The 14,545-nt window shown below is 60.8% G+C and carries 14 protein-coding genes; 12 read left to right on the top strand and 2 right to left on the bottom strand.

The features are described 5' to 3' along the window. Nucleotides 1-45: 45 nt before the first annotated feature. The 6 genes from ACHPFG_RS01145 (at nt 46) to ACHPFG_RS01170 (ending at nt 7,616) form a co-directional block, all read left to right on the top strand. Nucleotides 46-798, top strand: a complete 753-nt coding sequence (locus ACHPFG_RS01145; RefSeq protein WP_431701375.1) for a gluconate 2-dehydrogenase subunit 3 family protein — start codon at nt 46-48, stop codon at nt 796-798. Between the two features lie 2 nt (nt 799-800). Then, nucleotides 801-2,585: a GMC family oxidoreductase gene (locus tag ACHPFG_RS01150; protein WP_431701376.1), complete on the top strand. Its 1,785-nt coding sequence runs from the start codon at nt 801-803 to the stop codon at nt 2,583-2,585. 12 nt (nt 2,586-2,597) lie between these two features. Then, nucleotides 2,598-3,896 carry a c-type cytochrome gene (locus tag ACHPFG_RS01155; protein WP_431701377.1) on the top strand — a complete coding sequence of 433 codons (1,299 nt, stop codon included), beginning with the start codon at nt 2,598-2,600 and terminating at the stop codon, nt 3,894-3,896. Between the two features lie 70 nt (nt 3,897-3,966). After that, complete coding sequence (locus tag ACHPFG_RS01160) at nt 3,967-5,025, top strand: PA0069 family radical SAM protein (protein WP_431701378.1); 1,059 nt, start codon at nt 3,967-3,969, stop codon at nt 5,023-5,025. 226 nt (nt 5,026-5,251) lie between these two features. Beyond that, a complete protein-coding gene (locus ACHPFG_RS01165) occupies nt 5,252-5,983 on the top strand; it encodes a carbonic anhydrase (protein ID WP_027608119.1) in 732 nt (243 codons plus the stop codon). Between the two features lie 85 nt (nt 5,984-6,068). Next, entirely contained in the window at nt 6,069-7,616 is a 1,548-nt protein-coding gene (locus ACHPFG_RS01170; RefSeq protein ID WP_431701379.1) for a SulP family inorganic anion transporter, read from the top strand. 67 nt (nt 7,617-7,683) lie between these two features. Here ACHPFG_RS01170 and ACHPFG_RS01175 read toward each other — a convergent pair whose 3' ends face one another. Further along, complete coding sequence (locus ACHPFG_RS01175) at nt 7,684-8,331, bottom strand: hypothetical protein (RefSeq protein WP_431701380.1); 648 nt, start codon at nt 8,329-8,331, stop codon at nt 7,684-7,686. A gap of 367 nt (nt 8,332-8,698) precedes the next feature. Here ACHPFG_RS01175 and coxB point away from each other — a divergent pair, with 367 nt between their 5' ends. Genes coxB through ACHPFG_RS01195 form a run of 4 tightly spaced genes read left to right on the top strand, consistent with a single transcriptional unit; the run spans nt 8,699 to nt 12,970 of the window. Continuing rightward, nucleotides 8,699-9,826 (top strand): cytochrome c oxidase subunit II, encoded by a 1,128-nt coding sequence (gene coxB, locus ACHPFG_RS01180; RefSeq protein WP_339542100.1) that lies wholly within the window; start codon nt 8,699-8,701, stop codon nt 9,824-9,826. Between the two features lie 58 nt (nt 9,827-9,884). Further along, nucleotides 9,885-11,474 (top strand): cytochrome c oxidase subunit I, encoded by a 1,590-nt coding sequence (gene ctaD / locus ACHPFG_RS01185; RefSeq protein WP_431701381.1) that lies wholly within the window; start codon nt 9,885-9,887, stop codon nt 11,472-11,474. A 21-nt stretch (nt 11,475-11,495) separates the two neighbouring features. After that, nucleotides 11,496-12,047, top strand: coding sequence for a cytochrome c oxidase assembly protein (locus ACHPFG_RS01190; RefSeq protein ID WP_339452617.1), 552 nt, complete (start codon nt 11,496-11,498; stop codon nt 12,045-12,047). 35 nt (nt 12,048-12,082) lie between these two features. Then, nucleotides 12,083-12,970, top strand: coding sequence for a cytochrome c oxidase subunit 3 (locus tag ACHPFG_RS01195; protein ID WP_431701382.1), 888 nt, complete (start codon nt 12,083-12,085; stop codon nt 12,968-12,970). A 6-nt stretch (nt 12,971-12,976) separates the two neighbouring features. Here ACHPFG_RS01195 and ACHPFG_RS01200 read toward each other — a convergent pair whose 3' ends face one another. Next, the gene (locus tag ACHPFG_RS01200) at nt 12,977-13,180 is read right to left on the bottom strand and encodes a twin transmembrane helix small protein (protein ID WP_016978774.1); all 204 of its coding nucleotides are present in this window, start codon (nt 13,178-13,180) and stop codon (nt 12,977-12,979) included. A 45-nt stretch (nt 13,181-13,225) separates the two neighbouring features. Here ACHPFG_RS01200 and ACHPFG_RS01205 point away from each other — a divergent pair, with 45 nt between their 5' ends. Together ACHPFG_RS01205 and ACHPFG_RS01210 are read left to right on the top strand one after the other, a co-directional pair. After that, the gene (locus ACHPFG_RS01205) at nt 13,226-13,990 is read left to right on the top strand and encodes an SURF1 family protein (RefSeq protein ID WP_431701383.1); all 765 of its coding nucleotides are present in this window, start codon (nt 13,226-13,228) and stop codon (nt 13,988-13,990) included. After that, nucleotides 13,956-14,540 carry a hypothetical protein gene (locus tag ACHPFG_RS01210; protein WP_431701384.1) on the top strand — a complete coding sequence of 195 codons (585 nt, stop codon included), beginning with the start codon at nt 13,956-13,958 and terminating at the stop codon, nt 14,538-14,540. The genes ACHPFG_RS01205 and ACHPFG_RS01210 overlap by 35 nt, the downstream gene beginning before the upstream one ends. Nucleotides 14,541-14,545 lie beyond the last annotated feature (5 nt).

The raw sequence follows: 14,545 nt of genomic DNA on the forward strand, positions 1-14,545 counted from the left end.
CTAGAAGCGGCTGACAACCCCGTGACCACATGATGAGGTGCCACCATGTCTGATCAAGATCAAGACAACCCCCGGCGTGACTTTCTACGCAAATCCTTGACCTTGATCCCGGTGGTCACGGTTGCCAGCACCGGCCTTGGCGGTTCGATGCTGATGGCGACGCCTGCGCCCGTCGAGGCCGCGCCGGCTAAGCCTGTAGCCAGCGAGAAAGCCTACGAGCCAAGCTATTTCACTGCCGAGGAATGGGCGTTTATCAATGCTGCCGTCGAGCGTTTGATCCCGGCCGATGCCCAAGGCCCCGGTGCCCTGGAAGCCGGCGTGCCGGAGTACATCGACCGTCAGATGAACACACCGTATGCCAGTGGCGCGCTGTGGTTCATGCAAGGCCCATTCAACGCCGACGCCGCTCCAGAGATGGGCTGGCAGAGCAAGTTGGTGCCCAAGGAGATATATCGCCTGGGTATCGCCGCGACGGATGCTTGGTCGAAGGCGTTCAACGGCAAAGCTTTTGCTGCGCAAGACAGCGCTACCCGAGACGATATGTTGCGGCGCCTGGAGGCGGGCGGCAGTGAAGTCACGGCACATTTCGACGCGGTGCCGCCGAAGATGTTCTTCAATTTGCTGCTGCAAAACACCAAGGAGGGGTTCTTCTGCGACCCGATTCATGGTGGCAACAAAGGCATGGTCGGCTGGACCATGATCGGCTTCCCCGGCGCCCGCGCCGACTTCATGGATTGGGTGGAACGCAACGAGCAGTACCCCTTCCCGGCAGTTTCCATCCGCGGCGAGAGGGCATAAACGTGGCGACCATCATGAAGAAAGTGGATGCGGTGATTGTCGGCTTCGGCTGGACCGGCGCGATCATGGCCAAGGAGCTGACGGAAGCAGGCCTCAACGTGCTGGCGCTGGAGCGCGGGCCGATGCAGGACACTTACCCGGACGGCAACTATCCCCAGGTCATCGACGAACTGACCTACAGCGTGCGTAAAAAACTCTTCCAGGACATCTCCAAGGAGACGGTGACGATTCGCCATAGTGTGAATGACGTTGCCTTGCCTAACCGTCAGCTCGGCGCGTTTTTGCCGGGTAACGGCGTGGGCGGTGCGGGCCTGCACTGGTCGGGTGTGCATTTCCGTGTCGATCCGATTGAACTGCGCATGCGCAGCCATTACGAAGAACGTTACGGCAAGCACTTTATTCCCAAGGACATGACCATCCAGGACTTCGGTGTGAGCTACGAAGAACTGGAGCCGTTTTTCGACTATGCAGAAAAAGTCTTCGGCACCTCAGGCCAGGCCTGGACCGTGAAAGGTCAGTTGGTGGGCGAAGGCCGTGGCGGCAACCCTTATGCGCCGGATCGTTCCAACCCGTTTCCGCTGGAGGCGCAAAAGAACACAGTCTCTGCACAGCTGTTTCAGAAAGCGGCCGCCAGCGTCGGGTATAAGCCCTACAACCTGCCGTCAGCCAATACCTCGGGGCCTTACACCAACCCCTATGGCGCGCAGATGGGCCCATGCAACTTCTGCGGTTTTTGCAGCGGTTACGTGTGCTACATGTACTCCAAGGCCTCGCCGAACGTGAACATCCTGCCGGCGCTGCGCCAGGTGCCGAATTTCGAGCTGCGGCCTAACTCCCACGTGCTCAAGGTCAATCTGGACAGCACCAAGAGCAAGGCTACCGGCGTGACCTACATCGACGCCCAAGGCCGAGAGTGCGAACAACCGGCAGACCTGGTGATCCTCGGCGCGTTCCAGTTCCACAACGTGCGGCTGATGCTGCTGTCGGGCATCGGCAAACCTTACGACCCGATTACCAATGAGGGTGTGGTGGGCAAGAACTTTGCCTATCAGAACATGGCCACCATCAAGGCGTTCTTCGACAAGGACACCCACACCAACAACTTTATCGGTGCTGGCGGCAATGGCGTGGCCATCGATGACTTCAACGCCGACAACTTCGACCACGGCCCTCACGGCTTTGTCGGGGGCTCGCCGATGTGGGTCAACCAGGCGGGCAGCCGCCCGATTGCCGGTACGTCCAACCCGCCCGGCACCCCGGCCTGGGGCAGCGCGTGGAAGCGCGCCACCGCCGATTACTACACCCACCAGGTGTCGATGGACGCTCATGGTGCCCATCAATCCTACCGGGGTAACTACCTCGATCTGGACCCGGTCTACCGCGATGCCTACGGCCTGCCGTTGCTGCGCATGACGTTCGACTGGCAGGAAAACGACATCAAGATGAACCGCTTCATGGTCGAGAAAATGGGCAAGGTCGCCGAAGCGATGAACCCCAAGGCGATTGCCGTGCTCGGCAAAAAAGTCGGTGAGCACTTCAACACCGCGTCCTACCAGACCACCCACCTCAACGGTGGCGCGATCATGGGCACCGACCCGAAGACCAGTGCGTTGAACCGCTATCTGCAATGCTGGGATGTACACAACGTGTTTGTTCCGGGTGCATCTGCTTTCCCACAGGGCTTGGGCTACAACCCTACCGGCCTGGTGGCGGCATTGACCTACTGGTCGGCTCGCGCGATCCGCGAGCAGTACCTGAAAAACCCCGGCCCACTGGTTCAGGCATAAGGAGCGATGACCATGAAAGCATTTGTTATCGCGACGTTTGCCCTGCTCAGCAGCTGCTCCATCAGTGCCGCCGAAACCGACCTGATCAAGCAGGGCGAATACCTGGCGCGCGCCGGCGACTGCGTGGCCTGCCACACCGCCAAGGGCGGCAAACCGTTCGCCGGTGGCCTACCGATGGAAACCCCCATCGGTGTGATCTATTCCACCAACATAACCCCGGACAAGACCGGTCTGGGCGACTACAGTTTCGAGGACTTCGACAAGGCCGTGCGTCACGGCGTCGCCAAGAGTGGTAGTACGCTTTACCCGGCGATGCCCTACCCGTCTTATGCGCGCGTCAGCGAAAGCGACATGCAGGCGTTGTATGCGTACTTCATGCAGGGCGTGGAACCGGTCGCCCAGGAGAACAAGGCCAGCGACATTCCGTGGCCGCTGAGCATGCGTTGGCCGTTGGCGGCGTGGCGCTGGATGTTTGCCCCTGAGGTGGCGGATAAACCGGCCGTGGCGAGCGCGGACCCAGTGATCAGCCGCGGCGCTTACCTGGTGGAAGGCCTTGGCCACTGCGGCGCGTGCCATACACCACGCGCTCTGACCATGCAGGAAAAAGCCCTGAGCGCGACTGACGGCAAGGCCTTCCTGTCCGGCAGTGCGCCACTGGAAGGCTGGATCGCCAAGAGCCTGCGCGGCGACCACAAGGACGGTCTCGGCAGTTGGAGCGAGGAGCAACTGGTGCAATTCCTCAAGACCGGTCGCAGTGACCGCAGCGCGGTATTTGGCGGTATGAGCGATGTGGTCGTGCATAGCATGCAGTACATGTCGCAAGACGACCTGACCGCTATAGCCCGTTACCTCAAGAGCCTGCCGGCGGTGGACCCAAAAGACCAGCCGCACCAGTATGACAAGCAGGTGGCCGAGGCGCTGTGGAAAGGCGATGACAGCAAGCCCGGCGCGTCGGTGTATATCGACAACTGCGCGGCCTGCCACCGTACCGATGGCCATGGCTATACGCGGGTATTCCCGGCGTTGGCGGGCAACCCGGTGTTGCAGACGGCGGATGCCACGTCGTTGATCAACATCGTGTTGAACGGCGGCACGTTGCCGGCCACTCACACGGCGCCGTCGACCTTTACCATGCCGGCGTTCGCCTGGCGCCTGTCGGACCAGGAAGTGGCGGATGTGGTCAGTTTCATCCGTGGCAGTTGGGGTAACCAGGGCGCCCCGGTGAAAGCCAGTGACGTGGCCGACCTGCGCAAGAACGACTTGCGCACCACCTCGGGCGATGACCTGGGGCAGGTCACACAAAAGCACTGACCGCCCAACGGCACTGGTCAGGAACCTCGCGCCTCGATACTGTATATAAAAACAGTATCGAGGCGCCTTCATGTCTACTCCGCTGCCGCCCCGTGGTCGGGGCACGGCCACCAACCTGCATAACCGCTTTGCGCCCACCATCAGCGTGGCCGAGGACGACGGCTGGTACCAGGAAGTGCCGCCGACCCAGGGCACCGAAGTACGCATCGAGACGGCCAAGACCATCATCACCCGCAACAACTCTCCGGACCTGCCGTTCGACCGCTCCATCAACCCCTACCGTGGCTGCGAGCATGGCTGTATCTACTGCTATGCACGGCCCAGCCACGCCTATTGGGATATGTCGCCGGGGCTGGATTTCGAAACCAGGCTGATCGCCAAGAGCAACGCGGCCGACGTGCTGGAGCAGCAACTGTCGAAGCCGGGCTATGTGTGTGCGCCGATCAATCTGGGCTCCAACACCGACCCGTACCAGCCTATCGAGCGTGAGTACAAGATCACCCGGCAAACCCTCGAAGTGCTGCTGCGCTATCGGCATCCGGTGACCATCATTACCAAGGGCTCTCTGATCCTGCGCGACCTGGACCTGCTGGCGGAGCTGGCCAGGCAACGCCTTGTGGCGGTGATGATCAGCCTTACCAGCCTGGATGATGAACTCAAACGCATCCTGGAACCGCGCACAGCGGCGCCCAAGGCACGGTTGCGGGCCATCCGGGCGATGCGCGAGGCGGGCATCCCGGTGGGTGTGTTGTGCTCACCGATGATCCCGATGATCAACGACAGCGAGCTGGAAAGCCTGCTCACCGAAGCCCATGCCGCCGGTGCGCAGAGTGCGGCGTACATGATGTTGCGACTGCCGCTGGAGGTGGCGCCGCTGTTTGAGGAGTGGCTGGCAGCGCATTATCCGCAGCGTGCGGCCCATGTGATGAGCCTGGTGCGCCAGGTGCGCGGTGGTGAGGTGTACGACAGTCGGTTCGGCGTACGCATGCGGGGCGAGGGGCCGTTTGCCGACCTGCTGGCCCAGCGCTTCAACAAGGCGATCAAACGCCTGGGACTGAATCGGCGAGAAGGCTTCAATCTGGATTGCACAGCGTTCTGTCCACCGGGCAGACAGATGGCATTGTTGTAGACTGAAAAGGAAGAATGCACCATGCCTGTAGGAATAGTCGCGTTTTGATATCACTGAAACCCGCGATCTAGAGCGGTTCATTCAGTTTGAGTTAAGTTTCGGTGGTTACCTTGTTCAGCGAGTGACTGATGAGTCGGCAGCCTGGTTTTTGGCTTTTACAACTATTTCACTGGCCTGGCGTCGAACTGACCTGAAAACTCCCCTGCATTAATCAAGAGGATGAATCATGAGTGACAAGGATAAACAGCCGTTGGCTGCGTCGGCTTCAGCCCCTCAGGTGGCAGAGTCTGCTGATGCAGCGCTAAAACATATCGTTGACGGCTTTTTGCATTTCCATCACGACGTCTTCCCCCAGCAGGAAGAACTCTTCAAGAAACTCGCCACGGCCCAGAGCCCACGGGCGATGTTTATTACCTGCGCTGACTCGCGCATCGTGCCTGAGCTGATTACCCAAAGCTCTCCCGGCGATCTGTTCGTGACCCGCAACGTCGGTAACGTCGTGCCGCCTTATGGGCAGATGAACGGCGGCGTTTCCACTGCCATCGAGTACGCCGTACTGGCCTTGGGCGTGCAGCACATCATCGTGTGCGGGCACTCCGATTGTGGCGCCATGCGTGCGGTCCTCAACCCCGCCAGCCTGGAGAAGATGCCGACGGTAAGGGCCTGGCTGCGACACGCCGAAGTCGCCAAGTCCATGGTCGAGGACAACTGCGACTGTGCCAACGAAGGCGAGAGCATGAAAGTGCTCACCGAAGAAAACGTCATCGCCCAACTGCAGCATTTGCGTACCCATCCCTCGGTGGCGTCGCGCATGGCCAATGGTCAGCTGTTTATCCACGGCTGGATCTACAACATCGAGACCAGTGAAATTCGAGCCTACGATGCTGATCAGTCGGCATTCCGACCGTTGAGCGGCGAAGGGCCGATTCCTTCCGCGACGCCTAAAGCGCGCTTCTAAAACACTTCCCTGCCGGGTAAAGCGGTGGCTGCCATGGATGCAGCCAGGCTTTTCCGCGCCCGGCGAATGCCTCGGGAGAGCCATCATGCGTGCTGCTCAATTAAAAGCTGTATTGCCACGGGAGCTGCTCGCCTCCGTGGTTGTGTTTCTGGTCGCCCTGCCCCTGTGCATGGGGATCGCCATCGCGTCCGGCATGCCGCCGGCCAAGGGCCTGATCACCGGGATTATCGGTGGCCTGGTAGTGGGCTGGTTGGCGGGTTCGCCGCTGCAGGTCAGCGGCCCGGCAGCGGGTCTGGCGGTATTGGTGTTCGAGCTGGTGCGCCAGCATGGGATGATGATGCTCGGGCCGATCCTGCTGCTGGCCGGTTTCCTGCAGCTGGTGGCCGGGCGTCTGCGCCTGGGCTGCTGGTTCCGCGTCACGGCGCCAGCAGTGGTGTACGGGATGCTGGCGGGGATCGGCGTATTGATTGTGCTATCGCAGATCCATGTGATGCTGGACGCTGCGCCCAAGCCCTCAGGGCTGGATAACCTGGCGGGCTTCCCCGCCGCGCTGGTGGAGGCGATTCCAGCCTTGGGCGGCGGCCTGGGTTGGCAGGCCGGATTGCTCGGTTTGTCGACGATGCTGGTCATGTACCTGTGGGATAAATTCCGTCCGCAAACCCTGCGTTTCGTGCCCGGAGCCCTGTTGGGCGTGGGCCTGGCAACGTTGACCAGCCTGGTGCTGGCGTTGCAGGTCAAACGTGTGGAAGTGCCGGAGAACCTCGCCGACGCCATCGATTGGCTGCGTCCAAGCGACCTGCTGAACCTGGCCGACCCGCAGTTGCTGATCGCCGCGTTTGCGGTGGCGTTTATCGCCAGTGCCGAAACCCTGCTCTCTGCTGCAGCGGTAGACCGCATGCACAGTGGTCAGCGTTCTGATTTCGATAAGGAATTGTCCGCCCAAGGTGTGGGCAACATGCTGTGCGGCCTGGTGGGTGCCCTGCCGATGACCGGTGTGATCGTGCGCAGCTCGGCCAACGTGCAGGCCGGTGCCACCACGCGGTTGTCAGCGATGTTTCATGGCGTATGGCTGTTGGGGTTCGTACTGTTGTTGTCGAGCGTGCTGCAAAGCATTCCCGTGGCGAGCCTGGCGGGTGTGTTGGTGTACACCGGGATCAAGCTGGTGGATATCAAGGCCTTCAAGGCCCTAGGTCGTTATGGGCGTATGCCGATGTTTACCTACGCGGCCACGGCGTTGGCGATCATTTTCACCGACCTGCTGACCGGCGTGCTGGTGGGCTTCGGGCTCACATTGGTCAAGTTGGCGCTCAAGGCCTCGCGCCTGAAAGTCAGTCTGATCGACCTGCCCCCAGAGGGGGAAATGGAGCTGCGTTTGACCGGTGCGGCGACCTTCCTGAAAGTGCCGGCGTTGACCCAGGTGCTGGCGACGGTGCCTCCGGGCACGACTGTGCACGTACCGCTGAGTAACCTGAGTTATATCGACCATTCCTGCCTGGAGTTGCTGGAGGAATGGGGCCGGGCGAATGCGGCCAAGGGCTCGAAGCTGGTGATCGAGGCGCGTGGGTTGAAGCGCAGGCTCGAAGGCCGGGTCAGGATGACGACAGGGATCGGCTCGGCGCCCTCAATCGGCTGACAGAACCGGATCAAAATGTGGGAGGGGCTTGCTCCCTCCCACATTTGTTCTGTGTCTAATTTAAGATTTAAGCCGGCTGATCCAGCGCCAACTCCACCCCCAGCTTGCGGGAAAGGCACGGCCAGCGCTTCCACGCGGCTTCCGTGTGCGGGCTTTTCAGCTGTTCGCGATACGCCTCGACCGACTCCAGCGCAAAGCTGTCTTCGTTGAGCATCTCGTCCACCGCGTGGTGTACGGCTTCATCCAGCTGGTTGGCGAATGCTTCGCCGATCAACTGATGGGCAATCACGTTGGCCACGGTGGTATCTGCCGGAATCAACGGCTGGCCAAAGTGTTTGATATACAAATCGTTGACCTCTTCCACCAGGCGATGGGCCAGGTAAGCCTCGTCCAGCAGGCCGTCGAGCCCTTCGTGGCCAGCCAGGATCGCGGGCGGTTGCAGGAAGAAATGCTCGGCGATTTTCAGCACGGGCTTTATCTGGCTTTCGATCCCCGCTTCGCGGGCCACGTCATTGGCGGCCTCCAACAAGTCCGGGACGAGTTCGATGTAGGCGGTCACAAAGCGGGTCATGACTTGGGTGCTATCACCATCAGCCAAAGAAATGGCCGAATGCAGGTGCGGCAATTGCTCTTCCAGCTGCTTGGCTAGCTGGCCAGTGATGGCTTCGTGTTGATAGGCACGGGAAATCTGCTCGCGCAATGCGGCGGTGTTCATGAAGGCTCCAGTGAAGCAGGCGTAGGAATAGGGACAGCATAAGGTAGCTCGTTTATACGAGCGCCTAAGACGCATTTGTCATAATTATTTCATGGTTATGCACAGGCGTTATATCGAATTGCCATCGTTCGTCGGATAAACGATTCCGCACCCGGTTTTATTGGGCCTGGCCACTCATTTTTGCTCATTTGCCCCTACACATTGCGGGGTTGCAGTGCGTGTCTATACTCGGGTTTGTACGCGATTAGCTGATGACGCCAGACTGCATAAGCAGGTAAGGCTAAGCGGTTGTAAGCAGTATGGAAGCCGCTCCCTTCGACGCAGGTGCAAACCGGCGGGATAACAAGAACGATAAGGGGAACCCGCAATGACGCGACATCCACATGTTTGGATGGGCCTCCTGTTGTGGTCAGTATTCGGCCAGGCGCACGCCGCCTGGACAACGAATATGGCGCCAGGGGCAACTGAAGTCAGTCACGCTGTGTTCGACCTGCACATGACCATTTTCTGGATCTGTGTAGTGATCGGCATTGTCGTGTTTGGCGCGATGTTCTGGTCGATGATCCTTCATCGCCGCTCTACGGGCCAGGTCGCGGCCAAATTCCACGAAAGCACCACCGTGGAAATCCTCTGGACCGTGGTGCCCTTGCTGATTCTGGTCGCGATGGCCATTCCGGCAACCAGGACCTTGATCAATATCTACGACAGCACCGAGTCGGATATCGATATCCAGGTCACCGGCTATCAGTGGAAGTGGCATTACAAATACCTGGGCCAGGATGTGGAGTTCTTCAGCAACCTGGCCACGCCCGCCGAGCAGATCCACAACCAGGCCACCAAGGGCGAACATTACCTGCTGGAAGTCGACCAGCCGCTGGTGCTGCCGGTGGGCGCCAAGGTGCGCTTCCTGGTGACCGCCGCCGACGTGATCCACTCCTGGTGGGTGCCGGCTTTTGCGGTCAAGCGCGACGCCATCCCGGGGTTCGTCAACGAGGCCTGGACCCGCGTCGAGAAGCCCGGCATCTACCGTGGCCAGTGCGCCGAACTGTGCGGCAAGGACCACGGTTTCATGCCCATCGTGGTCGAGGTCAAGTCCAAGGCCGACTACGACACCTGGCTCGGCGAACGCAAGGCAGAGGCCGCCAAGCTCAAGGAGTTGACCTCCAAGGAGTGGACGCTGCAAGAGCTGGTTGCGCGCGGCGACAAGGTCTACCACACCACCTGCGTCGCCTGTCACCAGGCCGAAGGCCAGGGCCTGCCACCGATGTTCCCGGCGCTCAAGGGCTCGAAGATCGCCACCGGGCCCGCTGCAGACCACTTGAGCATCGTCTATCACGGCAAGCCCGGTACCGCGATGGCGGCCTTCGGCAAACAGCTCTCGGAAGTCGATATCGCCGCAGTGGTGACCTACGAGCGCAACGCGTGGGGCAACAACAAAGGCGACATGGTCACGCCTAAAGACGTGCTGGCCATCAAGCAGGCGGAAAGCAAATGACCGACTTCATCGCTTCTACCTCGACCCGCCCCGCCCACTCGCTTGCAGGAGAACGGCCATGAGCGCTGTGATCGATGACCATGGCCACGCCGGTGACCATGCCCACGGCCCCGCCAAGGGTTTGATGCGCTGGGTGCTGACCACCAACCATAAAGACATCGGCACGATGTACCTGTGGTTCGCGTTCACCATGTTCCTGCTCGGCGGCTCGTTCGCCATGGTGATCCGTGCCGAACTGTTCCAGCCTGGCCTGCAGATCGTCGAGCCGGCGTTTTTCAACCAAATGACCACCATGCATGGCCTGATCATGGTGTTCGGTGCGGTGATGCCGGCGTTTGTCGGCCTGGCCAACTGGATGATCCCGTTGATGATCGGCGCACCGGACATGGCCTTGCCGCGCATGAATAACTTCAGCTTCTGGCTGTTGCCGGCGGCGTTCCTGCTGCTGGTCTCGACCCTGTTCTCGCCCGGTGGCGGTCCGAATTTCGGCTGGACGTTCTACGCCCCGCTCTCCACCACCTACGCGCCGGAAAGCGTGACGTTCTTCATCTTCGCCATCCACTTGATGGGCATCAGCTCGATCATGGGCGCGATCAACGTGGTCGCCACCATCCTCAACCTGCGTGCGCCCGGCATGACCTTGATGAAAATGCCGCTGTTCGTCTGGACCTGGCTGATTACCGCCTTCCTGCTGATCGCGGTGATGCCGGTGCTGGCCGGCTGCGTGACCATGATGCTGATGGACATCCACTTCGGCACCAGTTTCTTCAGTGCGGCCGGTGGCGGTGATCCGGTGCTGTTCCAGCATGTGTTCTGGTTCTTCGGCCACCCCGAGGTGTACATCATGATCCTGCCGGCGTTTGGCGCCGTCAGTTCGATTATCCCGACCTTCTCGCGCAAGCCGTTGTTCGGCTATACGTCGATGGTGTACGCCACGGCGAGCATCGCGTTCCTGTCGTTTATCGTGTGGGCGCACCATATGTTCGTGGTGGGTATTCCGTTGGTGGGCGAGCTGTTTTTCATGTACGCCACGCTGCTGATCGCGGTGCCCACGGGGGTCAAGGTGTTCAACTGGGTCAGCACCATGTGGCAAGGCTCGCTGACCTTCGAGACGCCGATGCTGTTTGCCGTGGCCTTCGTGATCCTGTTCACCATCGGCGGTTTCTCCGGATTGATGCTGGCGATTGCCCCTGCGGACTTCCAGTACCACGACACCTACTTTGTGGTGGCGCACTTCCATTACGTACTGGTGCCTGGTGCGATCTTCGGCATCTTCGCCTCGGCCTACTACTGGCTGCCGAAATGGACCGGCCACATGTACGACGAAACCCTGGGCAAGCTGCATTTCTGGCTGTCTTTCGTGGGCATGAACATGGCGTTCTTCCCGATGCACTTCGTGGGGCTGGCCGGCATGCCGCGCCGGGTGCCGGACTACAACCTGCAGTTCGCCGACTTCAACATGGTCTCGTCCATTGGGGCCTTCATGTTTGGCGCCACGCAGATCTTCTTCCTGTTTATCGTGATCAAGTGCATCCGTGGCGGCCCGCCGGCGCCGGCCAAGCCGTGGGACGGCGCCGAGGGGCTGGAGTGGAGCGTGCCTTCGCCCGCGCCGTACCACACCTTCACCACGCCACCGGAGGTCAAATGAACAGAGTGAGCGGAGGCCATCATGGCTGACTCCGTGCCCCTCAAGCGCCTGGTTACTCGCCTGCTGATCCTGGTGGTGGCGATGTTCGCCTTCGGCTTTGCCCTGGTGCCGATCTACGACGTGATGTGCAAGGCATTCGGCATCAACGGCAAGACGGCCGGGCAGTACGAGGGCGAGCAGGTCGTCGACCTCACGCGCCAGGTACGGGTGCAGTTCCTGTCCACCAATGCCATCGACATGGTCTGGGAGTTTCACTCCAAGGCTGATGAGGTGGTGGTCAACCCCGGCGCAGTCACCGAGATGCTGTTCGTGGCCCACAACCCCACCGACAAACCGATGACCGCCCAAGCGGTGCCGAGCATTTCCCCCGCAGAGGCGGCGATGTATTTCCACAAGACCGAATGCTTTTGCTTCACCCAGCAAGTGCTGCAGCCAGGCCAGCGCATTGAGATGCCGGTGCGTTTTATTGTCGACCGCGACATGCCCAAGGATGTGAAGCATTTGACCCTGGCGTACACGCTGTTTGATATCACTGCGCGCCAACCGCCGGTGGCTGTCCGTACCGGCGGCTAGCTACTGTTTGCCCGCTCAATCAGGAGAGCGAATACATGTCGACTCATGATACGTACTACGTACCAGCGCAAAGCAAATGGCCGATAATTGCCACGATTGGCATGCTGGTCACCGTGTATGGCCTGGCCGTGTGGTTCAACGACCTGAAGGCGGCACGCCCGGAATCCCACGGGCCGTGGATCTTTTTCGTCGGTGGGCTGTTGCTGGCCTACATGCTGTTTGGCTGGTTCGGCGCGGTGATCAAGGAAAGCCGTGCCGGTTTATACAGCGCGCAGATGGACCGCTCGTTTCGCTGGGGCATGACCTGGTTCATTTTTTCCGAGGTGATGTTCTTTATCGCGTTCTTCGGTGCGCTGTTCTACGTGCGCCACCTGTCCGGTCCCGCGTTGGGCGGCGAAGGCCCCAAAGGCATTGCGCACATGCTGTGGCCGAACTTCGAGTTTGCCTGGCCGTTGCTCAACAACCCGGACCCGAAACTTTATCCCGCGCCGGAGGGCACCATCAGCCCGTGGGGCTTGCCGTTGGTCAACACCATTCTGCTGGTGAGTTCCAGCGTGACCATCACCATTGCCCACCACGCCTTACGCAAGGGGCATCGCGGCGCGCTGAAGATCTGGCTGGCGATCACCGTCTTGCTGGCCCTTGCATTCCTCGGGTTCCAGGCCGAGGAATACATCCACGCCTACAAAGAGCTGGGCCTGACCCTTGGCTCAGGTGTGTATGGCGCAACCTTCTTCATGCTTACGGGCTTTCACGGCGCCCACGTGACCATCGGCACCATCATTTTGTTTGTGATGCTGATGCGCATCCTGCGCGGGCATTTCAACGCCGAGCACCAGTTCGGCTTCGAAGCGGCCAGTTGGTATTGGCACTTCGTGGATGTGGTGTGGATCGGGCTGTTTTTCTTCGTATACGTGCTGTGAGGCGACTTACCAGGGCGCATGAGATACCAGCTGGCCGCTGAAAAAGCCCCAGGCAATCAAGGCCACGGTGATCACGGCCAGTACGACACGCACGGTCAAGGCCGTGACGAGGCGGTTGGAGTTGCCCTCGTCCTTGACCAGAAAGAACAAGCCACTGAACAGGCTCACGACGGTCGCGATCAGCATCAGGGCAATGGCTGCTTTGAGCATGGTCTGGTTCCTGGCTTTGGTGGGCATTGAGGGGATGGGCGGGCAATGAAAACAAGTATAGCCAGCGCCATGAAACGCTTTCGTCCAGGTATCGCACCGACGTTGGTGGTGATGATTCTGCTGCCTTTGATGGTGGGCTTGGGCGTCTGGCAACTGTCGCGCGGCCATGAGAAGCAGCTGCTGGTGGACAGCTATGCCGAACGCCGCGCCGCTGAGCCGATCAGTAGTGTGCAGCTCAGCGACATGGCGGACCCGGCCTTCCGCCGCGTGCATCTGCGCGGGCAATTCGATGCCGAGCACAGCGTATTGCTGGATAACCGCATGCGTGACGGCAAGGCGGGCGTCGAGTTACTGCAACCCTTTCATGACCAGGCCAGCGGCCTGTGGCTATTGCTCAATCGGGGCTGGTTGCCGTGGCCGGATCGGCGCACCCCGCCCGTCCTCACCACTCCGGACCAGCCTTTGAATCTTGACGCCTGGGTGTATGTCGCGCCCGGCGAAACCTTCCAGCTGCATGCGGACCCCACGACCGCGCAATGGCCGCGCCTGTTGACCGCGCTGCACCCCGCCGCGCTGTGGGCTGAGCTGGGCCGCAACGGTTTTGCCTACGAACTGCGTACCGAAGCCGGCCCCGGTACGTACGAAACCACCTGGCCCATCGTTGCGATGGGCCCGGAAAAACACCTGGCCTACGCGGTGCAGTGGTTCGCCATGTCCCTGGCGCTACTGGCTCTTTACCTCTACCTCGGATGGCACACCACAAAGGAGAAGCCCCATGGGAACGGCCACGAATCCACTCAACATGTCTGAGGTAGCTGATCGGCGCAAAGGCCGCTGGCAGCTGATGCTGATCCTGCTGATGGTGGTCGGCCCGATGGCGCTGGCCACCTTCATGTACAAACTGCAGTTCTGGGTGCCCGACAGTCGCAGCTACCACGGAGAAATGATCGGCAACGGCCAGACCCGCGCCGATATCGGCGTGCAGGCCGATGAACAGCGCTGGCAGTTGCTGGTCACCGCGCCTGCCGCCTGCGCCGCCGATTGCCAGCAACTGGTGTACCTCGCGCGCCAGTTGCAGATCGGCCTGGGGCGCGACGCCTCGCGCGCCAGCCATGCCCTGGCCAGTGCGCAGCCGGTTGCAGCGGACTACGAGGCCAAGCTCAAGGCCGAATACCCGCAACTGCAACGCTACTCGCTGGACTTGTCGACCTTCACCAAAAACGCCGCGGCTCCGGGCGATGCGCAACTGTGGATCGTCGACCCCCACGGCAACCTGGTGCTGCGCTACGACGCCAAGGTCAAGGGCAAGGACTTGCTCAACGACCTGCGTCACCTGCTGAAACTGTCGAACATCGGATAAGGGCA

The sequence above is a fragment of the Pseudomonas sp. BR20 genome, assembly GCF_050780135.1.
GTDB lineage: Bacteria > Pseudomonadota > Gammaproteobacteria > Pseudomonadales > Pseudomonadaceae > Aquipseudomonas.

Coding starts and splice junctions, on each gene's coding strand:
- ACHPFG_RS01145 (WP_431701375.1), top strand. CDS start 46: ATGTCTGATCAAGATCAAGACAACCCCCGGCGTGACTTTCTACGCAAA.
- ACHPFG_RS01155 (WP_431701377.1), top strand. CDS start 2,598: ATGAAAGCATTTGTTATCGCGACGTTTGCCCTGCTCAGCAGCTGCTCC.
- ACHPFG_RS01160 (WP_431701378.1), top strand. CDS start 3,967: ATGTCTACTCCGCTGCCGCCCCGTGGTCGGGGCACGGCCACCAACCTG.
- ACHPFG_RS01165 (WP_027608119.1), top strand. CDS start 5,252: ATGAGTGACAAGGATAAACAGCCGTTGGCTGCGTCGGCTTCAGCCCCT.
- ACHPFG_RS01170 (WP_431701379.1), top strand. CDS start 6,069: ATGCGTGCTGCTCAATTAAAAGCTGTATTGCCACGGGAGCTGCTCGCC.
- ACHPFG_RS01175 (WP_431701380.1), bottom strand. CDS start 8,331: ATGAACACCGCCGCATTGCGCGAGCAGATTTCCCGTGCCTATCAACAC.
- coxB (WP_339542100.1), top strand. CDS start 8,699: ATGACGCGACATCCACATGTTTGGATGGGCCTCCTGTTGTGGTCAGTA.
- ctaD (WP_431701381.1), top strand. CDS start 9,885: ATGAGCGCTGTGATCGATGACCATGGCCACGCCGGTGACCATGCCCAC.
- ACHPFG_RS01190 (WP_339452617.1), top strand. CDS start 11,496: ATGGCTGACTCCGTGCCCCTCAAGCGCCTGGTTACTCGCCTGCTGATC.
- ACHPFG_RS01195 (WP_431701382.1), top strand. CDS start 12,083: ATGTCGACTCATGATACGTACTACGTACCAGCGCAAAGCAAATGGCCG.
- ACHPFG_RS01200 (WP_016978774.1), bottom strand. CDS start 13,180: ATGCTCAAAGCAGCCATTGCCCTGATGCTGATCGCGACCGTCGTGAGC.
- ACHPFG_RS01205 (WP_431701383.1), top strand. CDS start 13,226: ATGAAAACAAGTATAGCCAGCGCCATGAAACGCTTTCGTCCAGGTATC.
- ACHPFG_RS01210 (WP_431701384.1), top strand. CDS start 13,956: ATGGGAACGGCCACGAATCCACTCAACATGTCTGAGGTAGCTGATCGG.